At 67.7% G+C, this 21,898-nt stretch carries 19 protein-coding genes and 1 pseudogene; 9 read left to right on the plus strand and 11 right to left on the minus strand.

The features are described 5' to 3' along the window. Window positions 1-82: 82 nt before the first annotated feature. From ACULPM_RS09240 to ACULPM_RS09255, 4 genes are all read right to left on the minus strand, one after another. Window positions 83-928 carry a DegV family protein gene (locus ACULPM_RS09240; RefSeq protein ID WP_445331603.1) on the minus strand — a complete coding sequence of 282 codons (846 nt, stop codon included), beginning with the start codon at window positions 926-928 and terminating at the stop codon, window positions 83-85. A 51-nt stretch (window positions 929-979) separates the two neighbouring features. Continuing rightward, complete coding sequence (locus tag ACULPM_RS09245) at window positions 980-1,429, minus strand: MarR family winged helix-turn-helix transcriptional regulator (RefSeq protein WP_167930046.1); 450 nt, start codon at window positions 1,427-1,429, stop codon at window positions 980-982. A gap of 122 nt (window positions 1,430-1,551) precedes the next feature. Further along, the gene (locus ACULPM_RS09250) at window positions 1,552-1,863 is read right to left on the minus strand and encodes a helix-turn-helix domain-containing protein (RefSeq protein ID WP_445331602.1); all 312 of its coding nucleotides are present in this window, start codon (window positions 1,861-1,863) and stop codon (window positions 1,552-1,554) included. Window positions 1,864-1,891: 28 nt separating this feature from the next. Further along, window positions 1,892-2,206: a type II toxin-antitoxin system RelE/ParE family toxin gene (locus ACULPM_RS09255; protein WP_445331601.1), complete on the minus strand. Its 315-nt coding sequence runs from the start codon at window positions 2,204-2,206 to the stop codon at window positions 1,892-1,894. 437 nt (window positions 2,207-2,643) lie between these two features. Between ACULPM_RS09255 and ACULPM_RS09260 the strand changes: the two genes are divergently transcribed. The 3 genes from ACULPM_RS09260 to ACULPM_RS09270 are packed head-to-tail and all read left to right on the plus strand — an operon-like array spanning window position 2,644 to window position 5,794. Then, window positions 2,644-3,228: a hypothetical protein gene (locus ACULPM_RS09260; protein WP_167930049.1), complete on the plus strand. Its 585-nt coding sequence runs from the start codon at window positions 2,644-2,646 to the stop codon at window positions 3,226-3,228. 57 nt (window positions 3,229-3,285) lie between these two features. Next, window positions 3,286-5,055, plus strand: coding sequence for an ABC transporter ATP-binding protein (locus ACULPM_RS09265; protein ID WP_445331600.1), 1,770 nt, complete (start codon window positions 3,286-3,288; stop codon window positions 5,053-5,055). After that, window positions 5,048-5,794, plus strand: a complete 747-nt coding sequence (locus ACULPM_RS09270) for an energy-coupling factor transporter transmembrane component T family protein (RefSeq protein WP_445331599.1) — start codon at window positions 5,048-5,050, stop codon at window positions 5,792-5,794. The genes ACULPM_RS09265 and ACULPM_RS09270 overlap by 8 nt, the downstream gene beginning before the upstream one ends. Before the next feature lie 203 nt (window positions 5,795-5,997). On the opposite strand, the gene ACULPM_RS09275 is transcribed toward ACULPM_RS09270, so the two are convergent. The 4 genes from ACULPM_RS09275 to ACULPM_RS09290 all read right to left on the minus strand — a co-directional run bounded on the left by ACULPM_RS09275 (window position 5,998) and on the right by ACULPM_RS09290 (window position 9,659). After that, window positions 5,998-6,939, minus strand: coding sequence for a PepSY domain-containing protein (locus ACULPM_RS09275; protein WP_445331598.1), 942 nt, complete (start codon window positions 6,937-6,939; stop codon window positions 5,998-6,000). A 131-nt stretch (window positions 6,940-7,070) separates the two neighbouring features. Next, window positions 7,071-7,880 carry an anti-sigma-I factor RsgI family protein gene (locus ACULPM_RS09280; protein WP_445331597.1) on the minus strand — a complete coding sequence of 270 codons (810 nt, stop codon included), beginning with the start codon at window positions 7,878-7,880 and terminating at the stop codon, window positions 7,071-7,073. Beyond that, entirely contained in the window at window positions 7,877-8,617 is a 741-nt protein-coding gene (locus tag ACULPM_RS09285) for a sigma factor (RefSeq protein ID WP_167930052.1), read from the minus strand. Before ACULPM_RS09285 ends, ACULPM_RS09280 begins: the two co-directional genes overlap by 4 nt. A gap of 250 nt (window positions 8,618-8,867) precedes the next feature. Then, window positions 8,868-9,659, minus strand: a complete 792-nt coding sequence (locus ACULPM_RS09290) for a 7beta-hydroxysteroid dehydrogenase (protein ID WP_075278847.1) — start codon at window positions 9,657-9,659, stop codon at window positions 8,868-8,870. Window positions 9,660-10,005: 346 nt separating this feature from the next. On the opposite strand from ACULPM_RS09290, the gene recQ reads away from it, so the two are divergent. Then, on the plus strand, window positions 10,006-11,895 hold the full coding sequence (recQ, locus tag ACULPM_RS09295; RefSeq protein WP_445331596.1) for a DNA helicase RecQ: 1,890 nt from the start codon (window positions 10,006-10,008) through the stop codon (window positions 11,893-11,895). A 413-nt stretch (window positions 11,896-12,308) separates the two neighbouring features. Here recQ and thpR read toward each other — a convergent pair whose 3' ends face one another. Continuing rightward, window positions 12,309-12,833, minus strand: a complete 525-nt coding sequence (gene thpR, locus ACULPM_RS09300) for an RNA 2',3'-cyclic phosphodiesterase (RefSeq protein ID WP_445331595.1) — start codon at window positions 12,831-12,833, stop codon at window positions 12,309-12,311. 141 nt (window positions 12,834-12,974) lie between these two features. Between thpR and ACULPM_RS09305 the strand changes: the two genes are divergently transcribed. The 4 genes from ACULPM_RS09305 (at window position 12,975) to ACULPM_RS09320 (ending at window position 18,572) form a co-directional block, all read left to right on the plus strand. Further along, the gene (locus tag ACULPM_RS09305; RefSeq protein WP_445331594.1) at window positions 12,975-15,506 is read left to right on the plus strand and encodes a ribonucleoside-diphosphate reductase subunit alpha; all 2,532 of its coding nucleotides are present in this window, start codon (window positions 12,975-12,977) and stop codon (window positions 15,504-15,506) included. Between the two features lie 133 nt (window positions 15,507-15,639). Beyond that, window positions 15,640-16,686 carry a ribonucleotide-diphosphate reductase subunit beta gene (locus tag ACULPM_RS09310; RefSeq protein ID WP_445331593.1) on the plus strand — a complete coding sequence of 349 codons (1,047 nt, stop codon included), beginning with the start codon at window positions 15,640-15,642 and terminating at the stop codon, window positions 16,684-16,686. A 241-nt stretch (window positions 16,687-16,927) separates the two neighbouring features. Then, window positions 16,928-18,247, plus strand: coding sequence for a Y-family DNA polymerase (locus ACULPM_RS09315; RefSeq protein ID WP_445331592.1), 1,320 nt, complete (start codon window positions 16,928-16,930; stop codon window positions 18,245-18,247). Beyond that, window positions 18,240-18,572 carry a hypothetical protein gene (locus ACULPM_RS09320; protein WP_445331591.1) on the plus strand — a complete coding sequence of 111 codons (333 nt, stop codon included), beginning with the start codon at window positions 18,240-18,242 and terminating at the stop codon, window positions 18,570-18,572. The genes ACULPM_RS09315 and ACULPM_RS09320 overlap by 8 nt, the downstream gene beginning before the upstream one ends. A gap of 134 nt (window positions 18,573-18,706) precedes the next feature. Here ACULPM_RS09320 and ACULPM_RS09325 read toward each other — a convergent pair whose 3' ends face one another. Both ACULPM_RS09325 and ACULPM_RS09330 read right to left on the minus strand, forming a co-directional pair. Then, a complete protein-coding gene (locus ACULPM_RS09325; RefSeq protein WP_445331477.1) occupies window positions 18,707-20,221 on the minus strand; it encodes an aminotransferase class I/II-fold pyridoxal phosphate-dependent enzyme in 1,515 nt (504 codons plus the stop codon). A 108-nt stretch (window positions 20,222-20,329) separates the two neighbouring features. Beyond that, window positions 20,330-21,248: pseudogene (locus ACULPM_RS09330) on the minus strand (class I SAM-dependent methyltransferase). Here ACULPM_RS09330 and nth point away from each other — a divergent pair. Continuing rightward, window positions 21,150-21,812 carry an endonuclease III gene (gene nth / locus ACULPM_RS09335; protein WP_445331478.1) on the plus strand — a complete coding sequence of 221 codons (663 nt, stop codon included), beginning with the start codon at window positions 21,150-21,152 and terminating at the stop codon, window positions 21,810-21,812. The pseudogene ACULPM_RS09330 and the gene nth sit on opposite strands and share 99 nt — an antisense overlap. Window positions 21,813-21,898 lie beyond the last annotated feature (86 nt).

The raw sequence follows: 21,898 nt of genomic DNA on the forward strand, positions 1-21,898 counted from the left end.
GTCAGGTTTATTTGGCACGCGGGCCGCGTGCCAAATAAACCTGACGCCAGTGGCGCGACGCAGACGGAACGAAACGACGTATCTAGTTCGCGCGGAAGAAGGCGAGCGCGATGGCATTGGGGCCGACGTGCGTGCCGATGGTGGCGCCAACGGAGGCGATGGGCAGGTCCTCCTCGGCGACCTTGCCCTCCCAGATGGCGCGGTTGTCATCGAGGTACTTCCTCAGCAGCTTCTGGGAGAGGCCCGTATAGCCCAGCAGGACCGGCATCGTGAAGTCGATGCCGTACTTCTCGACCTGCTGGTGCAGCTGGTTGCGGCCGTTCTTGGAGCCGCGCGCCTTGCCGAGCATCACGACCTCGCCGTCCTCGACCCCTACCACGGGCTTGATGGAGAGCAGCTCGCCGATGGTGCCCACGCTCTTGGGGATGCGCCCGCCGCGCTTGAGGTACTCGAGCGTGTCCAGGAGCGCGAGCAGGCAGACGCGGTCGGCGGCGGCGGTCAGCTCGTCGGCGATCTGCGCGGCCGGGCGGCCCTCGTCGAGGAGCCTGAGCGCATAGAGCACGAGCAGGCTCTGCCCGATGGTGACGTTCTTGCCGTCGACCACGCGGACCTCGGGATAGTCCGCCGCAGCCGTGACGGCGCTCTGATAGGTGCCGGAGAGCTTCGAGGAGAGCGTGATCACCACGGCCTCGTCGCCGGCGGCGCGAACGTCCTCGAAGATCTGCTGGTAGGCGAAGGGCGTTGCCTGGCTCGTCTTGGGCAGCTCGTCGCTCTCGATGAGCAGCTCGTAGAAGCGGTCGTTGGTGAGGTCGACGCCGTCCGCGTAGGTGGTGGTCCCAAAGGTGATACCCAGGGGCACCACGGTGACGCGAGGGTCGACCTCGCCGGGAAGGTCGATGCCGGAGTCGGTGATGATGCGGACGGCCATGGTCGTTCCTTTCTCTGCCCCTGGCGAGCCGTGCCCGATCTGCCCTCGCGGCTAGTCGCGCGCGAAGGTCCTCAGGCGCTCGAGGATGTGGTTGAGGGAATCGTACATCTGGAGGCGCTCGCGGAAGGCTAGCTCCCCGCCAGCCTCGTCAAGCACTCGGTGAATGATGTCGTCGAGCGGACGCGCGGCCTCGCGGCCCTTCTCGGTGAGCGTGATGGGGGCGCGATACCGAGACGCCTCCTCGTCGGAGCCCCCCACCTCGACGAAGCCGTCCTCGGCGAGGTGCGCCACGGTGCGCGACATCGCCGCGCGGCTCACGTCCACCATGCGGGCGAGCTCGGCGGCGGTGAGGCCCTCGGGATGCTTGACCAGGTAGTAGAGGCACATCACGTCCGAGCCGCGGAAGCCGAGCCGTCTGGCCTCAGCCGTCTTGATGCGCTGGATCTCCTTGTTGAGGGCGCTGATGATTCCCACGAAGTCCTCGAAGCGCTGCTCGGTCACGCCAACTCTCCCCCGTCAGGACCTCCCGGCCCATGCCGACGATGTTAACCAATCAACATTATGGGCGAGAAGGACGAGGCATCAACCGAGGTCACGCGATATCCACACGGCACCATGCCTTCCTACGTGTTCGTGGAATCCGCGGGCGTAGGGTCAACAAAGCTGACCGAGAGGACTTTTCCAAGGCCATGGGCAATCTTTCTCAGCGACTTGAGAGTGGGTGCAACCGCCCCCGTCTCTATCCTGCTCAAAACACGCTGGTCCATTCCAGACGCACGCGCGAGCTCCACTTGACTCATACGTTTGCGGGAGCGGGCGCGGACGATGGCAAGCCGAATCTGGAAGTCCTCCTCACCGGCCTCCCATTCCTTACGAAAGTCAGCATCCTCGAGCTGATGGGCCAACTCCCTCTCAAAATCGTCCATCTCTCCCATCATCCGCACCTTTCTAAATAATCTGCCCTCAGCTTCCGGGCCCCCTCGATTTCACGCGAGGGGTCTTGCGCGTACGCTTGAGAAAGCCAGTTGTGATTACGATTCGCTTTCCCGTAAAGAAGAAAAAGACGCTCCTCCCCTGCAGGCCTCCCGCCTGCGTCCTCAGCTCAAACAATCCGTTGCCCAGCGGCTTTGTATCCGGCTCCCTCAGGCGGGTCCCCTCCAGCCTGAGCAGCTGGACCGACCTGAGGGTCTTAGCCCTCATAGACGCAGGCAATTCTCTCAGGTACTTCTCGAAGGGACACTCACCAGACTCAGACCGATAGAACTCAATCTCCCACATTGAGCACCTCTACTTTACTACTTACAAGTAGATAAGACAACGAGGACGGCAGGGCGCACGCTGCATCAATATCTTGAGTTGGGATTGTTCGATTATCGAACATTTGTTTGTATCAGTCAAGAGGGATTGTTTCGTCCGAGAAAACACCCTTGCACGCGGGACGTCAGGCGCGTATTGTGACGCCAAGCACAGGGACGCCTTCGGGCCGATCAGAGAGGGGGGCGCCAGACATGAGTCGCATCGCACGCACGTCCATGAACTGGTGGTGGCGCAGCCTCTCCGCGGTCGGTCGATCGTGAGTCTTCTGCGCCGAAAATAGCGCTTGAAGGGCTCCCGGGAGACCGGGGGCCCTTTTTTCGTGGCCACGAGGGGGCCCACGCCGCCCGGGCGCCGGAAGCGCCCAACCCGAGAAGAACCTCCTCCAGAAAGGAACCGCCATGTCCCAGAACGCCTCCGGTCAGAACGCCCAGCCCGTCGCCCGCACCGTCGCCGCCGCCGACCACGGCAAGCTCGACATCCAGGCCCTCGTCCTTCTCGCCGTCCTTCTCGCCGCCGGCTTCATCCTCAACTTCACCGTCGGCAAGGCGATCTCCGGCATCTCGGGCGGCCTCATCAGCCCCGAGTTCATCATCTCCGCCTTCTGCCTCACCATCCTCGTGGTCCGTCCCAACGTGGGCCAGGCCCTCGTGATCGGCCTCATCTCGGCCGCCGTCATCCAGATCACCACCACCTCGCCCTTCATCGACTTCGCCGCCGAGGGCATCGCCGCCATGCTCATGGCCCTCATCGTCCGCGTCGGCATGGGGAGCGGCGCCAAGAAGGCCATCCCGCTCATCGGCTCCTTCGTCACCACGGCCGTCTCCGGCGTGATCTTCATGCTCATCAAGATCGCCATGGTGGGCGCCGCCGGCGAGCTCGCCGCCGCCATGCTGCCCGTGGTCCTGCTCACCGCCGTCTTCAACGCCGTTCTGGTGCAGGCCCTCTACCTTCCCATCAGGAAGGCCCTCAAGCTCGCCGACTAGTGTGACAATGTCATGGCAAACGACCCCGTCACCTTTGTCAGTAACTGAAAGGCTCTCATGACCGAGGATTCGCCCACGATAATCCGGCTCGACGACGTCTCATTCACGTACGCGGACGCCGTCGAGCCGGCGCTCGACCACGTCTCCCTTGAGATTCCCGAGGGAGGCTTCGTCGGCGTCATCGGCCCCTCGGGCGCCGGCAAGTCCACGCTCGCCGCCCTGCTCTCGGGGGCCATCCCCCACCACTACCGGGGGACCCTCTTCGGCTCCACGCTCGTGGACGGCCGCGACACCTGCGAGGTCACGCTCACTGACATCTCCCGCGTGGTGGGCAGCGTGGCCCAGGACATCGACTCCCAGATGGTCGCCTCCGCCGTGGAGGATGAGATGCTCTTCGGCCTTGAGAACTTCGGCGTGCCGCATGACGAGATCGAGGCGCGCATCGAGGGCGCGCTCGAGGCGTGCGGCGTGCTCGACCTGCGCGGCCGCGAGATCGCCACGCTCTCCGGCGGCCAGAAGCAGAAGGTCGCCATCGCCGCCATCCTGGCCCTTCGCCCGCGCGTCCTCGTGCTCGACGAGCCCACGGCGGCGCTCGACCCCGCCTCCTCCACGGCCGTCTTCGAGACGCTCCGCGACCTCAACGCGGAGGGCGTGACCGTCATCGTGGTCGAGCAGAAGGTGGCGCTGCTCACCGCCTACTGCGACCGCGTGATGGTCCTGAGCGAGGGTCGCGTCGCCTTTGACGGGGCGCCGCGCGCGGTCTTCTCGCACGCCGACGAGCTGCGCGCCCTCGGCGTGGACAGCCCGCGCGTGGCGCGCGTCTCCAACAGCCTGGCACAGCATGGCGTCATGCCGCCGACGCCCCCCTGCCTGAGCGTCGAGGAGGCGGAGGCGCTCGTGGCCGACCTCGTGCGCGGCCGCACCGGGCGCGGCGCCGACATCGCCCCCTTCCGCGCGGGCTCGCGCCACATCCCCGCCGCGGCGGCGCGCACGCCCGGGGCCGAGCCCGTCGTGAGCTTCCGCGACGTCTGCTTTGCCTACCCGGGGAGCGGCGCCTGCGTGACCGACCTCAGCTTCGACGTCTATCCCGGCGAGCTGGTGGGCGTCATCGGCCAGAACGGCGCCGGCAAGACCACGCTCACCAAGCTCCTGAACGGCCTTTTGCGCCCCTCGTCCGGCTCCATCCGCGTGGCCGGGCTCGACATGCGCGACACGCCCACGAGCACCGTGGCCGCGCACGTCTCGACGCTCTTCCAGAACCCGGACCGCCAGATCTGCAAGGACACCGTCCTCGAGGAGGTCGCCTTTGGCCTCGAGCTCACGGGCACGCCGGCCGACGAGGCCCGCGAGCGCGCCCGCGCGGTGGCCGAGCGCTTTGGCCTGCCGCTCGACGAGGCGCCCTTCTCGCTCTCCCGCGGGCAGCGCCAGATGGTCGCGCTTGCCTCCGTCGTGGTGATGGAGCCCGAGGTCATCCTCCTCGACGAGCCCACGAGCGGCCTCGACTACCGGGAGTGCATGACCGTCATGGAGACGGTGCGCGAGATGGCCGACCGCGGCTGCGCCGTCGTCATGGTCTGCCACGACATGGAGGTCGTCTCCGACTTCGCGGAACGGCTCGTGGTCATGGCGGACGGGCGCATCCTCGGACAGGGCGAGACCCCGGAGGTCTTCGCGGACGTCGAGCTCATGGACCGCGCCCGCGTGGAGCCGCCGCAGATCATCGCCCTCTCGACCGCGCTCGCGCGCGACGTCTCGCGCGAGTTCGCGGGCGTGAGCCAGGTCTCGGGCATCGTCGACCTCGTGAAGGAGCTGGTCAGCCATGATTAACATCATCGACTACGTTCCCGGGCAGACGCTCCTCCACCGCCTCAACCCCGTGACCAAGCTCGCGTTGGCCGCCGCCATCATCGCGGCCACCTTCCTCGCAGACTCCTACGCCCTGCTCCTCGGCCTTCTCGCCCTCACGTTTGCGCTCGCGGCGTACGCCGGGGTGGCCGGAAGGCTCGCCCCCCTGCTCAAGGTGCTCGTCCCGCTTGCCGTGGTGATGTTTGCGCTGCAGCTCGTCTTCGTGCGCACCGGCGCGCCCGTCTGGGGGATCGTCACCACCGACGGCCTGATCACGGGGTCCAAGGTCTGTCTGCGCCTGCTGGGCGTGGCGCTGCCGCTCATACTCGTGCTCATGGTGACCAAGCTCACCGACCTCGCCAACGCGTGCGTGGAGGTGCTCCACGTGCCGTACCGCTACGCGTTCACGTTCACCACCGCGCTGCGCTTCGTCCCCGTGTTCTCCCAGGAGATGAACGCCATCATGGAGGCGCAGACGGCGCGCGGCGTGCAGTACGACACCAAGAACCCCTTCAAGAAGCTGCAGCTCATGCTGCCCCTCTGCGTGCCCCTGCTCGTGAGCTCCGTCGGCAGGACCGACGCCACGGCGCTCGCCGCCGAGCAGCGCGGCTTCTACCTGCGCACGCGCGAGAGCAGCTACAAGCGCTACCCGCTCGCCGCGCGCGACTGGCTCGCGCTCGCGTGCTGCGTGGCGCTCATCGCGCTCGGCGTGGCGTTCTAGGGCCCACGGCCGGCCCGGCGACCGACCGGCGACCCGGCACGCCCGGCTCACCCGACCCACGATTAACGCGCACTCGTGCACGTTCTTCTCGCGTTTCCCCAGTTGGGCGAGAAGAACCCCTGCACGAGTGCGCGTTAATGGCCCAATGCGAGATGAGGCGGGCGCCCCGAGAGGCGCCCGCGCGCATTCGATGCCGTTAGCGGCTAGTCGTCGTAGCGGTCGTCCAGGTCGTCGTCCCAGTCGTCGCGGTCATCGCGATCGTCGTCGCGGTCGTCGCGGTCATCGCGATCGTCGTCGCGGTCATCGCGGTCGTCATCGCGGTCATCGTCGCGGTCGTCGCGGTCATCCCAGTCGTCATCGGCGTCGTCCCAGTCGTCGTCGCGGTCGTAGCGGTCGTCGTGCCAGTCATCCCAGTCGTCGCGGTCGTCCCAGTCGTCGTTGCCGTCGATGTCGGCCTCGAGAACCTTGCCCGTGCGAGCGTCGACCTCGTATTCGTACTCAACGCCGCCGGAGGTGAACTCCATCTCGTAGACGCCGTCATCGAGCTCGTACTCGTGGTCGTTGAAGGAGGCCTCGGAAAGCCCCAGCTGAGAGAGCACGATGTCCTTCGCGGCGTCCAGGCCGATGTAGCCGCGGTCGTCCAGCTGCTCGGGGGCCACGGCGAGCGCGTCGGACTCAAGCCCGAAGTCGCCCACCGTGCTGCGGACGTCATCCTCTATCCCGCGCAGGAAGTCGTCTCCCGGATAGCCCGACCCCTGCTCGAGCTTGACCACCACGTTGCGGTCGTGCCCGTCAACGGTCTGGTTGAAGTGGCCGGCCTCGTAGATCTCCCCCACGAGCTCGGAGACGACGATGCGGCACTCCCTGCCCCGGTAGTCCGAGTAGCCGCTCACGACACCCCTGCCCTCGTCGTTCACGCCCTCGACCTCGGTGACGAGCCCCGCGTCGTCGTACTCGATCTCGATCTCGGGGTTGACGCTCAGGAGCAGGGTCCCCGCGGCCTGCGCGACGGGGGTCTCCCCCGCGCCGCCCGCCGACTGGTTGGCGGCGGCGGTGGGGGTGGCTCCGCATCCGGCAAGAACTGCCGCAAGGGCGGCGCCCATCGTGGCGGTGGCGAGGATGCGCTTCAGGCTCGTGGTCTTCATGGTGTCCTCCTTGGGTGTCGGGAAGCCTCTTCTTTGCCTTGCAGTGAGAGGTTGCGTGGGCACCTTCTCAAAACCGGGGTCGCCGGATTATTTTTTTCGGCGACCCCGGGCGAGAAGAACATCAGGCCGGTCTAGTCGTCATCGTCATCGTCGTCGCCGTCGTCATCCCAGCCGTCATCGTCGTCATCCCAACCGTCGTCGTCATCGTCGTCATCCTCGTCGTCGGCCCCGTCATCGTCGTCCTCTCCCCAGTCATCGTCATCGACCACGGGAGGCGCGGCCACCTCAGTCGAGGGCTCGGGGGCCGTCACCCGTTCGACCCGAGGCGCGGGCGCGGCATCCTCGGACCCGGCCGCACCCGTCACCACCACCCGGTGGTCGAGGTGCACCTCGAGCTCCACGATCAGCCGGTCCTCGGTCGCGGTCTTCCACTCCTCGTCGTCGGACTCCACCGTGAGCTCGATCGTCCCACCGTCATCGAGGTAGCCCTGGACCTCGGCGCGGTCCGCGAGGTCGTCCGAGACCTCGTCGATCGTCCGGCCGTAGTACGCAAACCCCTCGATGAGGTCGTCGCCGTCATCGTTCTCCCCGTCGAGCCCCACCACGCGGTCAAGACGGTTGACCGCGATGCTCACCTCGGGGTTGATGCTCATGTAGACCGTGCCCACCGGCACCTGCCAGACCGCGGCGCCGGCGACCACGGCCGCGGCGAGGCATGCCGCGACGGCCAGCAGCGCCACGCGGCGCCCGCGCGTTCTTCTCGCCCGGCGCGCCTCGAAGGGGATGACGTCGGCTTCCCCGAACGGGCTCCCCTCGAAGGCGACGACGTCGTCGACCTCCTGCCCCACCTCGTAGCCGAGGTTGGGGACCTTCACGAAGCGGCCCTCCTCGTCGAGCGCCACGGCATAGCTCGCGGCGCATTCCATGATGAGGTAGCTCATCGAACGTCACCTCCCGTCGGCCCCACGATCTTGTGGAGGTGCCCGCGGATGATGTCGTATCCGTTGGTGTAGGCCACGAGCAGCGCCACGAGGTAGCGTCGGTGCCGCTCGAGCGTCTTGCGCTCGACGCCCGCCCCGCGCGCAAGCTCCGCGATGGGCAGCTTGCCCGTCTCGGCGACCCTGTCGAGCAGCTCCCGGCGACCGCGCGCGTACGCAAGGGCACCCCGGCACGCCTCAAGGGTCCGCTGCTGGCGGGGGCTGTTCTCGGCCACGTCCGCGAGGCTCACCCCCAGGCGCTCGAGCTGGCGGGCAAACTCGGCGATCTCCGCCCGGCTGGCGCGGCGCGTCTCGCGCTCCCCGATCTCGTCGCGCTCCGACGCCAGCCGCTCCACGAGCGGGCGGTCGTCCCCGTCATCCGCGCCGCCGGCACGCTCGTCCAGCGAGGTCACCTCGGCATGGCGACGCTCCCGGCGCCGGAAGTCAATCAGCCGGTTCCTCACGCTCATGGACGCGAGGGGCAGAAACGCGCCCCGCGCCTCGTCGTACGCAAGCACCGCCTCGTGAAATGCGAACATGGCGATCCCCAGCTCGTCGTCTCCCTCCCGCGCGGGCCGGCCCGTGAACCGGGCCGTCTCCGCCTTGATGAACGGAAGGTAGTCGCGCACCAGGCCGTCCGCTGCCCGCGAGTCGCCCTTCGCGGCCCGGACGCGGGCGGCCAGGTCCTTGTCCCGTCTCATCGTCCCCCCTCGGCGATAGAGTGCGCACGGGGCATCCCGTTTTCGGGGTCGCGCCATGAATTCGTCTGAACTTTTTCAGGTTACCGGGGTTATCCGCCTGCGATGTAAGCGCAGCGTAAGGGGTCGCGGACGGTTGCCCGGAGGCGCATGGCACGCACCCCGCGCGATTCCCCCGCGCATCCTCCCGGGATGGCAAGAGGGACTTCGCGCGGGGTGCGCGCTACGAACGACCCAATTTGTCGCGCGTCCGCTACTCCGAGTAGAACGACCCCATGTAGCGGATGTACTCGTCCTCGGTGTGGTTGGCCTTCCAGTCGTGGACGGAGGCCTTGTTGCGCTCGCCCGCGATCACGGAGAGCTCGTGGCCGAGCTTCTCAAAGGCCTCGTCGACGACCTCCTCGGGCGTCTGGGCGATCTTCATGACGGCCTCGCCCTGGGGGCCGCCCGGCAGGTTGGAGAGCAGGCTCGGGGTGAGCGTGGTGCCCAGCGTGATGACCTCCACGTCCACGCCGGTCTTCTCGCACTCGCAGGCCACGGCCTCGGTCATCTTGAGGATATAGGCCTTGCCGGCGCCGTACTGGCCGTTCCACGGTGAGCTGGAGATGCCGGTCATGGAGGAGACGTTGATCACCGCGCCGCGGTCCTGGGCGGCGAAGATCTGCATGTAGTGATAGAAGCACTTCATGAACGTGACCACGTTGACGTTGATCATGGCCTGGTGCTTCTCCCAGGGGGTGTCCTGGATCTTGCCGAAGGAGTGCAGGCAGGCCACGTAGCTCATGAAGCCCATGTCGAGGCCCTCGGTCGCGGCGAAGACGGTCTCGGCGGCCCCCTCCTCGGAGAAGTCGGCGCGCACCACCTTGGTCGCGACGCCGTAGTCGGACTCGATCTGCGCGGCGAGCTCGCGGAGCTTCTCCTCGCGCCGGCCCACCATGACGACGCTCATGCCGCCGGCGGCGACCTTCTCGCAGAACGCCTTGCCCACGCCCTCGGTGGCGCCGAGGATGACCGCCCATTCGCCGTACTTCTCGCGCAAGTTCATGAATGTCCCTTCGTCGGGTTCGCTGGATGCGCCGCCATGATGGGGCATCGCCGGGCGGGCGCGGCCCCCCAATCCGCGGGCGGTAGCAAACGAGGCCGTGGTCAGACGCCGTACGCGCATGCGCGCGAAGCGCTATAGTGTCACACAGATGGCACTCGGGTGGGCACTCGTCCGGCGTCTTGCGATTAACGCGCACTCGTGCACGGGTTCTTAAATGCCAACTGGGAAAACGCGAGAAGAACCGTGCACGAGTGCGCGTTATTTCTCGTCCCGGGAGTCGACCGCCCGGCTCGTCCGTCCGGCCCGAGGCGTACCATGGCGTAAGACACGCGTCACGAGGAGCGCCATGACCACACCGCCAACCGCCCTGGACATCCTGCGAGAGACCTTCGGCTACCAGAGCTTCCGCCCGCACCAGGCGGAAATCGTCGACGCCGCGCTCTCCGGGCGCGACGTGCTGGCCGTCATGCCCACCTCGGCCGGCAAGTCAATCTGCTACCAGGTGCCGGCGCTCGCCCTCGCCGCGCGGTCGGGAGGGCTCACGCTCGTGGTGTCGCCGCTCATCTCGCTCATGGCGGACCAGGTGGGGGCGCTGCGCCAGGCGGGCGTGGCCGCGTCCTACCTCAACTCCACCCTCTCCGCCGCCGAGCGCGCGAGCGTGCTCCACGGCATCGCCTCCGGCGCGCTCAGGCTCGTCTACGTGGCGCCGGAACGACTCGACGATCCGGCCTTCGCGGAGACGGTCGCCGCGCGCGGCGTGGCGCTCGTCGCCGTGGACGAGGCGCACTGCATCTCGCAGTGGGGAAACGACTTTCGCCCAAGCTACCAGCGGATCATTGAGTTTCTTGGGGCGCTTCCCACGCGCCCGCCCGTGATGGCGCTCACGGCAACCGCCACGCGCGCCGTGCGCAAGGACATCGTGGGCGCGCTGGGCCTTGCGGACCCCTTCGTGGTCATAGCGAGCTTCGACCGGCCCAACCTCTCCTTCGCCGTCCAGCGCCCTCGTGGGCGTGCCGAGAAGGACCGCATGCTCGTCGCCTTCTGCCGGCAGCGCGCCGAGCGCTCCGGCATCGTCTACTGCTCGAGCCGGCGCGCCGTCGAGGAGGTCTGCGACGAGCTGCGCGACGAGGGGCTTCTCGCCACGCGCTACCACGCCGGGCTCACGTCCGAGGAGCGCGACCGCAACCAGGACGACTTCCTCTATGACCGCGCCCGCGTGATGGTCGCCACCAACGCCTTTGGCATGGGCATCGACAAGTCCAACGTGGGCTACGTGGTCCACTACAACCTGCCGCTCAGTCTGGAGAACTACTACCAGGAGGCCGGGCGCGCCGGGCGGGACGGAACCAAGGCGGAGTGCCTCCTGCTCTACTCCCCCGGCGACGTGCACACGGCCGAGTTCCTGCTCTCGCGGTGCGAGCCGCGCGAGGGGCTCACCCCGGAGCAGGTCGAGGCGCTCGCGGATCGCGACGCCGAGCGCCTGCGCCAGATGGTCTTCTACGCCACCACCACCGAGTGTCTGCGCGCCCACATCCTGCGCTACTTCGGCGAGGAGGCGCCGGCCTTCTGCGGCAACTGCGGAAACTGCCTCACGGACTTCGAGGAGGTGGACGCCACCACCGACGCCCTCAAGGTGGTGAGCTGCGTGGCGCGCATCGCGCAGCGCGGGCGCAGCGTGGGCGCGTCGATGATCGTGGACGTGCTGCGCGGGTCGCGCAACGAGAAGGTCCTGCGCCGCGGGTTCGACACGCTCTCCACGTACGGAATCATGGCGGACGTCCCCGTCGGCCGCGTGCGCGAGCTGATTGACGAGCTGGTCTTCCGCGGCGTGCTCGCGCGGACGGGAGGGGACTACCCCACGATCGTGCTCACGGGGTCCTCTGGCGCGTTCCTGCGTCGCGAGGCGCCCTGGGACGAGCCCTTCGTCCTCAAGGTGGCACGCGGCGCGCCCAAGGCGGCGCGCGTGCCGGCGGCACCCGACAAGACCCGGGCGGCCACGGACGTCTCCGAGCTGGACGAGCTCGGCCAGATCCTCTACGCCGAGCTCACGGAACTGCGCGGCGAGCTCGCACGCGAGCAGGGGGTGCCCTCCTACTTCATCTTCTCCAACGCGACGCTGGTGGACATGTGCGCCAAGCGGCCGCGGACGCGCGAGGAGTTCCTCGGCGTCTCCGGCGTGGGCGCCAAGAAGGCCGAGCGATACGGCGACCTCTTCCTCGCGCGCATCAACGGCTGAGCGCGGACGGGAGTGTCGCCGCAGCCCCGCGGAGCGGCTGCGCGAAGGGTTGGCGACGTTTCCGCGGGCGGAAGTGTCGCCTAGGCCCCGCAACGTGGCCGTGCGGGCGGTTCGCGACGTTTCCGCGGGGCAGACCGTCGCGAAGGCCCCGCGGAGCTCCTGTGCGGGCGGTTTGCGACACTCCAGCGGGCGGAAGCGTCGCCTAGGCCCCGCGGAGCGGCCGTGCGGGCGGTTCGCGACACTCCGGAAAGCCAGACCGTCGCCAAGGCCCCGCAACCCGGCCGTGCGGGCGGTTCGCGACGTTTCCGCAGGGCAGACCGTCGCCTAGGCCCCGCAACCCGGCCGTGCGGGGGCATCGCGACGCCCCAGCGAGAAGAACCGCGCTTCGCGGCCCCAACCCCGACCGCGCCCGCTCAGAGACCTACCGTGTAGAGCGGCTTGTAGCGAGCGCCGGACGGCCCGAGGATGCTTCGGAAGAGCGTGACGTCACGGGCCACGTCGGGCAACGGAAACGCCAGGTCCCCGAGGTCGCCTCGGGGCATGCGGGCACGTCGTGCAAGCGTGACGTGCGGCAGGAAGTCCTTCTCGTCATAGGTGAGGCCGCGAGCGGCAAGCTCGGCCCGCACGCGCGCAGCAAGGCCCTGGAGCTCGTCGTTCTTCTCGATGCCCAGCCAGAGCGTGGCGTCACGCCCCCGCCCGAAGGTCCCGAGCCCGGCCGCGGCGAGCGGGACCGGCCCCACGCCCGCGCACGCGGCGTCGAGCGCCGACATGGCGATCCGCGCGTCCGCCTCCCCCACCTCGCCGAGAAACGCCAGCGTGAGATGGCGATTCTCGGCCGGCACGAACCGGCCCGCGCACGCGGCCTCGAGGCGCCTCACGAGCGCGTCCACCTCGTCCGCAAACGCCTCCGGCAGCTCAAGCGCAATGAATGCCCTCATGCCAGCCTCCTCACCACGGGCCGGACCGACATCCCGAGGGTATCATGTCCGACGCCCCTCCTCGCTACCCAAAATGCCACCGATTGACTATCATTAACGGCCACCGGACGATAGGCAGAGCGGCAACAGACGGGAGACTCCGTGGACATAGTGAAGAGGGACGGGCGCGTGGAGCGCTATGACGGTGAGAAGGTCATCTCGGCAGTGACCAGGGCCTTTGCGGACGGGAACGCCGTCCCCGCGCGCGAGGAGCTTGCCGCGATCCTCGCCGACGTGGAGGCCCGCCTCGGGGACGGCGCGCGCGTCGAGGAGATCCAGGACCTCGTGGAGCAGGCCCTCATGCGGCGTGGTCACTTCGACGTGGCGAAGCGCTACATCCTCTACCGCCACCGCCGCTCCGAGCTGCGCGCCGCGCGCGACGAGGTGGTGCGTGAGGTCGCGGGGGACGACGCCGCGCTCGCCCCCGAGCTCTCGGCCGTCCTCTCTCGCGCGCAGCGCGACTATCCCGACGAGGCCTACTCCCTCATCGCCCTTCTCGCCCGCCTGCGCGGCTTCCTCAAGGACGGCATGCGCCCGGACGAGCGACTCTCCGCGCTCGTCCGGGCCGCCGTCGAGCTCACGAGCCAGGAGGCGCCGCGCTGGGAGATGATCGCCGGGCGGCTGCTCTCGCTCTCCGCCCGCCGCTCCATCGCGGACGCCTGCGCGCGGCGCGGGATCTCCGGCTTTGCCGACAAGGTCCGCCACCTCGCGGACGAGGGCCTCTACGGCGCCTACATCCTCGAGCGCTACGCCCCCGAGGAGCTCGAGCGCGCCGCCGCCCTCATCCGCCCGGAGCGCGACGACCTGCTCACCTACGCCGGGCTTGACCTCCTGCTCAAGCGCTACGTCATCCGCTCGCACGACCACGTGGCGCTGGAGAGCCCCCAGGAGATGTTCCTCGGCATCGCGCTGCACCTCGCCATGGAGGAGCCCGCGGACGTCCGCATGGACTGGGTCGGCCGCTTCTACGACGCGCTCTCCACCCTGCGCCTCACCATGGCCACGCCCACGATGGGCAACGCCCGCAAGCCCCAGCACCAGCTCTCCAGCTGCTTCATCGACACCGTCCCCGACAGCCTCGCGGGCATCTACCGCAGCATCGACAACTTCGCCCAGGTCTCCAAGTACGGCGGCGGCATGGGCATGTACCTCGGCAAGGTCCGCGCGCAGGGCGGCTCCATCCGCGGCTTTGCCGGCGTCGCGGGCGGCACCACCCGCTGGATCCGCGTGATCAACGACACCGCCGTGGCCGTCGACCAGCTTGGCATGCGCCAGGGGGCCGTGGCCGTCTACCTGGACGCCTGGCACCGTGACCTTCCGGAGTTCCTGCAGCTGCGCACCAACAACGGCGACGAGCGCATGAAGGCGCACGACGTCTTCCCGGCCGTCTGCTGGCCCGACCTCTTCTGGCGGATGGCCGAGAAGGACCTGGACCAGGACTGGTACCTCATGTGCCCGCACGACATCCTCGTCGCGAAGGGCTACGCGCTCGAGGACAGCTTCGGCGAGGAGTGGGAGCGCCGCTACTGGGACTGCGTGGCCGACCCGCGCATCAAGAAGCGCGTCATCTCCGTCAAGGACCTCGTGCGCCTGGTGCTGAGGAGCGCCGTCGAGACGGGCACCCCCTTCGCCTTCATGCGCGACGCCGTGAACCGGGCCAACCCCAACCCGCACGCCGGCGTCATCTACTGCTCCAACCTCTGCACGGAGATCGCCCAGAACACCTCGGCGATCGAGGAGGTGAGCCGCGAGGTCGTGGGCGAGGACGGCGACACCGTGGTGGTGACCACCACGCGCCCCGGCGACTTCGTGGTCTGCAACCTCGCGAGCCTCACCCTGGGCCGCATCCCCGTTGAGGACGACGACGCGCTCGCCGAGGTGGTGGAGACCGCCGTGCGTGCCCTCGACAACGTGATTGACCTCAACTTCTACGCCCTGCCCTACGCCCGGCTCACCAACCGGCGCTACCGCTCGGTGGGGCTCGGCGTCTCCGGCTACCACCACCTGCTCGCCCGCCGCGGCATCTCCTGGGAGAGCGACGAGCACCTCGCCTTTGCGGACGAGCTGTTCGAGCGGATCGCCTACCACGCCATCGACGCCTCGGAGCGCCTGGCCGAGGAGCGCGGCCCCTACCCGCTCTTCCCCGGCAGCGACTGGGCCACGGGTGCCTTCTTCGAGAAGCGCGGCTACGCGTCCGAGCGCTGGCGCGAGCTCGCGGGGCGCGTGGCCGAGCACGGGATGCGCAATGCCTACCTGCTCGCCGTGGCCCCCACGAGCTCGACCTCCATCATCTCCGGAACCACGGCCGGCGTGGACCCCGTCATGCGGCGCTTCTTCCTCGAGGAGAAGAAGGGCTCCATGCTGCCGCGCGTGGCACCCGACCTCTCGCCCGAGACCTACTGGTACTACAAGCCCGCCCACCTCGTCGACCAGCGCTGGAGCGTGCGCGCGGCCGGGGTTCGCCAGCGCCACATCGACCAGGCGCAGTCGGTGAACCTCTACATCACCAACGACCACACCATGCGGCAGGTGCTCGAGCTCTACCTCGAGGCGTGGCGCTCCGGGGTGAAGACGATCTACTACGTGCGGAGCAAGTCGCTCGAGGTCGAGGAGTGCGAGAGCTGCAGCAGCTAGCGTCCCTCGCGGCATAGCCGCCGTTCTTCTCGCCGTGCTCAAGCAGCTTGCTGCGCAAAACTGCGCGCGGCGAGAAGAACGGCGGCCTCTCGAGTCGAATCTTTACAACCGTTTCTAGACGCAGGAGGGAATCGTGACCGAGAAGCTTACGAGAACGCCGCTGTTCAACCCGGGCGGGGACACGGACGTGAGGCTGCGGAGGATGATCGGGGGCAACACCACCAACCTCAACGACTTCAACAACCTCAGGTACCCGTGGGTATCCGACTGGTACCGCCAGGCGATGAACAACTTCTGGATCCCCGAGGAGATCAACCTCTCCCAGGACGTGAAGGACTACCCGCGGCTCTCGGAGGCGGAGCGCACGGCCTACGACAAGATCCTCTCGTTTCTCGTGTTCCTCGACTCGCTGCAGTCCGCGAACCTCCCCAACGTGGGCGAGTACGTCACGGCCAACGAGGTCAACCTGTGCCTGCACATCCAGGCCTTCCAGGAGTGCGTCCACTCGCAGAGCTACTCCTACATGCTCGACACGATCTGCTCCCCCGAGAAGCGCGACGAGATCCTCTATCAGTGGCGGACCGACGAGCGCCTGCTGGCGAGAAACACCTTCATCGGCGAGCAGTACAACGAGTTCCTCGAGCATCGGGACGCCTTCACCCTGCTCAAGGTCATGATGGCCAACGTCATCCTCGAGGGCGTGTACTTCTACTCGGGGTTCATGTTCTTCTACAACCTCGCGCGCAACGGCAAGATGCCCGGGAGCGCCCAGGAGATCCGCTACATCAACCGCGACGAGAACACGCACCTCTGGCTCTTCCGCAACATAATCGTGGAGCTCCAGCGCGAGGAGCCGCAGCTCTTCACGCCCGAGCGCGTCGACGTGCTGCGCGGCATGCTCGAGGAGGGCGTGCGCCAGGAGATCGCCTGGGGGCGCTACGTGATCGGGGAGAGCATCGACGGCCTCACGGGGCAGATGGTCGAGGACTACATACGCTACCTCGGCAACCTCCGCTGGCACTCGCTCGGATTCGGCACGCTCTTCGAGGGGTGCGACCGCGAGCCGGCCGACATGGCATGGGTCTCCCAGTACAGCAACGCAAACATGGTCAAGACCGACTTCTTCGAGGCCAAAAGCACCGCCTACGCCAAGTCCACCGCCCTCGTGGACGACCTGTAGGCGCCGAGGCCGCGCGAAGGGGACCGTGCAAAGGGGACAGGCACTTTTGCACGCTGGGACAGGCGTGCAAAAGTGCCTGTCCCCTTTGCACGCCCGTCCCCTTCGCGCGGCCCCCCTTGCACGCCTCTGCACTAGACCGAACAAGTGTTGCAGAAATGGTGAGCGCCCCGGGCACGATGATTTGTGTCCGGGGCGCGTTGCATCATGGTCTCATGATAAGAACGTCTGTTTGGGAGCAACCATGGAGCACGCCTATCTCTGCATCGATCTCAAGTGCTTCTATGCCTCCGTCGAGTGCGTGGACCGCGGGTACGATCCGTTCGAGCGGCGCCTCGTGGTGGCGGACCCGACGCGCGGGCCCAAGACCATCTGCCTCGCCGTGTCCCCCGCCATGAAGGCGGCGGGGGTGCGCAACCGCTGCCGCGTCTTCGAGATACCGGACGGGGTCTCCTACGAGATGGCCAAGCCGCGCATGCGGCGCTACATGGAGGTCTCGGCCAACATCTACGGCCTCTACCTCAGGTACTTCTCGCCCGAGGACATCCACGTCTACTCGGTCGACGAGGTCTTCATCGACGTTGGCCCCTACCTGGCACTCTACGACAAGGGACCGCGCGAGCTCGCCGTGGAGCTCATCGAGCTCGTTCGCCGCGAGACGGGCATCTGCGCCACGGCCGGCATCGGGACCAACCTCTTCCTCGCCAAGGTCGCCCTCGACGTCACGGCCAAGCACGCCCCGGACAACATCGGCGAGCTCGACGAGGAGCGCTTCAAGTGCCTCATCTGGCCCCACCGGCCGATCACGGACATCTGGGGGATCGGCCCCGGCATCGCTCGGCGGCTCGCCGCGATGGGGGCGCATGACCTCGGGGGCGTGGCCCTCCTTCCCGAGAAGGCGCTCTACGACGAGTTTGGCATCAACGCCGAGCTGCTCATCGATCACGCCTGGGGCATCGAGCCCTGCACCATGGCCGAGATCCACGCCTATCGGCCCAAGGCGACGTCCACGTGCAACGGCCAGGTGCTCGCTCGCGACTACGACTTCGACGAGGCGCGCGTCGTCCTGCGGGAGATGGTCGACGCCTCCGTGCTCGACCTCGTGGAGAAGGGCGTGGTCTGCGGGCACATCTCGCTCTCCGTGGGGCATGCCATCGAGCGCGGCTGGGACGACGCGCCGACGCGGACCTTCACGGGCGAGCACGGCACGCGGCGCATCGGTCGGGACATGCCGCGCTCATCCGCGTCGCGCAAGCTCGGGGAGCTCACCAACTCCCGCTCGCGCCTCTCGCGATACTTCCTTGACCTCTATGACGAGGTCGTCGATCCCAACCGCCCGATCAGGCGCCTGAACATCGGCATGGGAGGGCTCCTACCGGAGGAGCTGTCCTCGATCACGCTCTTCACGGACCCGCAGGCCGAGGGGGCCGAGCACCGGCTCGCCGAGGCCACCATCGCGGTGAAGCGGCGCTTTGGGAAGAACGCCCTCGTCCGCGGCGTCAGCTACCGGCCCGGCGCCACCGGGCTCGAGCGAAACGTGCAGGTTGGGGGCCATCATGAGTAGGGATGGGGCGCCGAGGCGCCATGCCGAGCGCGCCGCGCAGTTCATGCCCTTCGCCGCGCTCACCGGCTACTACGACCTCGTGCGGGAGCGCGAGCGCGTGACCGAGCCACACCGCGAGCCCTCCGAGGAGGAGGCCGCGCGCATCTCGGCCGAGCTTGCCGCCGTGCGCAAGGGGCGGCTCGTCCGCGTGACGCACTACGAGCACGACGCCTACGTCACGACCGAGGGCATCGTGACCGGCATGGACCCCGTGGCCCGCGAGCTCACGGTCGTGCGGCGGCGCATCCGCTTCGACGACATCTGGAGCGTAAGGCCGATCCCCTAGCCGTGCCAGCGGCGTCAGGTTTATTTGGCGTGCCAGCGGCGTCAGGTTTATTTGGCACGCGCATGATGCGCGTGCCAAATAAACCTGACGCCGCTGGCACGCCAAATAAACCTGACGCCGCTGGCACGCCCCGCTTAACCCTGACGGTAGTGGGCGAAGAAGTCCGCGAGATCGGTCATGGCCTCGCGCAGGACCTCCATGCGCGGCAGGTAGACGATGCGGAAGTGGTCGGGCTCCGGCCAGTTGAAGCCGCCGCCACGCGTGATGAGGATGCGCTTCTCGTGCAGCAGGTCGAGCGCGAACTGCTCGTCGTCGGTGATGTTGAACTTCTTGACGTCAATCTTGGGGAAGATGTAGAACGCGGCCTTGGGCTTCACGGCCGTGATGCCGTCGATTGCGTTGAGGGCCTCGTAGACGTAGTTGCGCTGCTCGTAGACGCGCCCGCCCGGCTCCACGTATCGCTCCACGCTCTGGTAGCCGCCGAGCGCCGTCTGCACGACGGACTGGGCGGGCACGTTGGAGCACAGGCGCATGTTGGAGAGCATGTTGATGCCGTAGACGAAGTCGCGCATGCAGCGCCTGTTGCCCGAGAGGACCATCCAGCCGATTCGGTAGCCCGCGATCATGTGGGACTTGGAGAGGCCGGAGAACGTGACGCACGGCAGGTCGGGCGCGAGCGAGGCGATGGAGACGTGCTCGTGACCGTCCATGCACAGGCGGTCGTAGATCTCGTCCGAGAAGATCATGAGCTGGTGGCGGCGCGCGATCTCCACGATCTGCTCGAGCACCTCGCGCGGGTAGACGGCGCCCGTGGGGTTGTTGGGGTTGATGATGACGATGGCCTTGGTGTTGCTCGTGACCTTGGACTCCATGTCGGCGAGGTCGGGGTTCCACTCGGCCTGCTCGTCGCAGAGGTAGTGTACGGGCGTGCCGCCGGCGAGCGTGGCGCACGCCGTCCAGAGCGGGTAGTCGGGGCTCGGAATGAGAATCTCGTCGCCGGTGTCCAAAAGGGCGTTCATGCAGAGCTGGATGAGCTCGGAGACGCCGTTGCCCGTGTAGATGCCATCCATGCTCACGTTGGGAAGGTGCTTGAGCTGAGCGTACTGCATGATCGCCTTGCGTGCGGAGAAGAGGCCGCGCGAGTCCGAGTAGCCCTCGCACTCGGGCAGCTGCTGGCGCATGTCGTGGACGACCTCGTCGGGCGTGCGGAAGCCGAAGGGCGCCGGGTTGCCGATGTTGAGCTTCAAGATGCGCAGGCCCTCGTCCTCCATGCGGGCCGCCTCGTCGGCGACAGGTCCGCGGACGTCGTAGAGGACGTTCTCGAGCTTTGAGGACTTCTTGAACTCTCGCATGGAAGTGCTCCTTTGCTGACGCGGGGTACGGGAAGCGGTCTCGTTCGCGGTCTCAGGCCGCGCGGCAGCTCGCGTGCCCTCCCCCGTGGCAAGCCAGCCCTCCTCCACCTCGAGAATGTCGGCAAGCAGGCGCACCACGTTCGGGCGTGGCCCGACCTTGCCGCTCACGTATTGGCTGACCTGGCTCTTTCCGAGCTTCTCGCCCTTCTCGGCGGCCATGTGGATAAGGTCCGCCTGCTTGAGCCCCCGCTCGGCCATGACGGCGCGCAACCGGTCCGCGAGCGTCCCCTGATCCATCATGCCTCCTTGAGTTCAATTTCAGCAACGATTTTGAACTTCTCGTGAAACAGTTCAATGCGGAAACTCTATCACAAGGATAAATTGAACTCCAGAGAGCGCCTCGGATCAGCCAATCTTCACAGCGCGCATACGCAGGCGCACGTAGTCCGCGTGCCACACGCCGTCCCGCAGCATCTCGCGCCGCAGCCCCTCGACCGCCTCGGCGACGATCTCTCCCGCCACCGCCTCGTCCACGCCGTCGAAGGGCCGTCGCACGAACATGTGAATCCAGTCCGCCATGCCATCCGGCCCCTTGAGCGCGGTGGGCCTGTCAAAGAGGGATGCGTCCGTCACGCGCATGCCCGCAGCCTCCACGAGCGAGGCATACTCGCCGACCGTCGGGAAGTAGAACGGCATCTCGTAGACGAGGCCATGCCGTTGGAAGGAGTCTGCCAGGGCGGCGTGGATGCGCGCCCCGCACCCATAGCCTCCGCACTCAAAGACGAACTGTCCGCCCGGCCTGAGCGCCGCGGCAACGTGCGAGAGCATCTCGGGATGTCGCCCGCGGTCGATCCAGTGCAGCACGGCGTTGGAGAAGACCACGTCAACGGTGCGCCCGAGCGTGAAGCTCGTCGCATCGCCCTCAATGAACCGCAGGCCAGGATGGCTTTTGCGCGAGCGCGAGCATCTCCGGCGACGCGTCCATGCCAAACGCGTCGAGGCCGCGCTCGCACAGCTCGGCCGTCAGCGTGCCGTTTCCGCAGCCAAGGTCGAGGCACGTCTCGCCAGGCCGCACGTCAACGAGGCCGACGACGTCCCTCCCGTACGCGGGGACGAACGAGAAGTCCCGCTCGTATCCGCCCGCATTCCAGCCGATGTTCATGACTCCCCCGTTCTTCTCGCCTATCATCCCGTAGTATGAACCCAAACCACCAGGAGGGGCATCATGCCGAGAGAGACCAAGAAGGCCAAGGTCGAGCGCGCCGTCGAGGTGTGCCGACGCCTTGACGAGAAGTACGGCCCGGTCGAGTGCTTTCTCGACCATGCGAACCCGTTTCGCCTGACCATCGCCGTCCTGCTCTCCGCGCAGACCACGGACGCGCAGGTCAACAAGGTGACGCCCGCGCTCTTTGAGCGCTTTCCCACGCCGGAGGCCATGGCCGCCGCCACGCCCGAGGAGGTCTCCGAGTACATCCACAGCCTCGGCTTCTACAAGTCCAAGGCGCGTCACTGCGTGGAGTGCGCGCAGATGATCGTCTCCGAGTTCGGCGGCGAGGTCCCGCACACGATGGAGGAGCTCACGAGGCTGCCCGGCGTGGGGCGCAAGACGGCCAACATCGTCATGAACGTGGGGTTTGGCATCGTCGAGGGCATCGCGGTGGACACGCACGTCAACCGCATCGCGCATCGCCTCGCGCTCTCGCCCAAGACGCACGAGAAGGAGCCGCTCAAGACCGAGCAGGACCTGCTGCGCCTTTTGCCGCGCGAGCTCTGGGGGCCCGTGAACCACCAGTGGATCAAGCACGGCCGTGACACCTGCGTGGCACGCGGCCCGCACTGCGACGGCTGCGTCCTCGAGGACATCTGCCCGAGCGCCCACCGCTGCTAGGCGTCCCAAAAGGGGACAGGGGCAAGTTGGGACACTACCGAACAGTGTCCCACCTTGCCCCTGTCCCCTTTTGGGAGCGCGGCCCA

This window comes from Thermophilibacter sp. ZX-H3 (assembly GCF_052599055.1).

Excerpts from the sequence above, each read along its gene's own strand:
- ACULPM_RS09325 (WP_445331477.1), bottom strand. The coding sequence starts at position 20,221 with ATGGATCAGGGGACGCTCGCGGACCGGTTGCGCGCCGTCATGGCCGAG.
- ACULPM_RS09290 (WP_075278847.1), bottom strand. The coding sequence starts at position 9,659 with ATGAACTTGCGCGAGAAGTACGGCGAATGGGCGGTCATCCTCGGCGCC.
- ACULPM_RS09250 (WP_445331602.1), bottom strand. The coding sequence starts at position 1,863 with ATGGGAGAGATGGACGATTTTGAGAGGGAGTTGGCCCATCAGCTCGAG.
- ACULPM_RS09280 (WP_445331597.1), bottom strand. The coding sequence starts at position 7,880 with ATGAGCTACCTCATCATGGAATGCGCCGCGAGCTATGCCGTGGCGCTC.
- ACULPM_RS09315 (WP_445331592.1), top strand. The coding sequence starts at position 16,928 with ATGGAGCACGCCTATCTCTGCATCGATCTCAAGTGCTTCTATGCCTCC.
- ACULPM_RS09270 (WP_445331599.1), top strand. The coding sequence starts at position 5,048 with ATGATTAACATCATCGACTACGTTCCCGGGCAGACGCTCCTCCACCGC.
- ACULPM_RS09275 (WP_445331598.1), bottom strand. The coding sequence starts at position 6,939 with ATGAAGACCACGAGCCTGAAGCGCATCCTCGCCACCGCCACGATGGGC.
- ACULPM_RS09320 (WP_445331591.1), top strand. The coding sequence starts at position 18,240 with ATGAGTAGGGATGGGGCGCCGAGGCGCCATGCCGAGCGCGCCGCGCAG.
- recQ (WP_445331596.1), top strand. The coding sequence starts at position 10,006 with ATGACCACACCGCCAACCGCCCTGGACATCCTGCGAGAGACCTTCGGC.
- ACULPM_RS09240 (WP_445331603.1), bottom strand. The coding sequence starts at position 928 with ATGGCCGTCCGCATCATCACCGACTCCGGCATCGACCTTCCCGGCGAG.
- thpR (WP_445331595.1), bottom strand. The coding sequence starts at position 12,833 with ATGAGGGCATTCATTGCGCTTGAGCTGCCGGAGGCGTTTGCGGACGAG.
- nth (WP_445331478.1), top strand. The coding sequence starts at position 21,150 with ATGCCGAGAGAGACCAAGAAGGCCAAGGTCGAGCGCGCCGTCGAGGTG.
- ACULPM_RS09260 (WP_167930049.1), top strand. The coding sequence starts at position 2,644 with ATGTCCCAGAACGCCTCCGGTCAGAACGCCCAGCCCGTCGCCCGCACC.
- ACULPM_RS09285 (WP_167930052.1), bottom strand. The coding sequence starts at position 8,617 with ATGAGACGGGACAAGGACCTGGCCGCCCGCGTCCGGGCCGCGAAGGGC.
- ACULPM_RS09255 (WP_445331601.1), bottom strand. The coding sequence starts at position 2,206 with ATGTGGGAGATTGAGTTCTATCGGTCTGAGTCTGGTGAGTGTCCCTTC.
- ACULPM_RS09265 (WP_445331600.1), top strand. The coding sequence starts at position 3,286 with ATGACCGAGGATTCGCCCACGATAATCCGGCTCGACGACGTCTCATTC.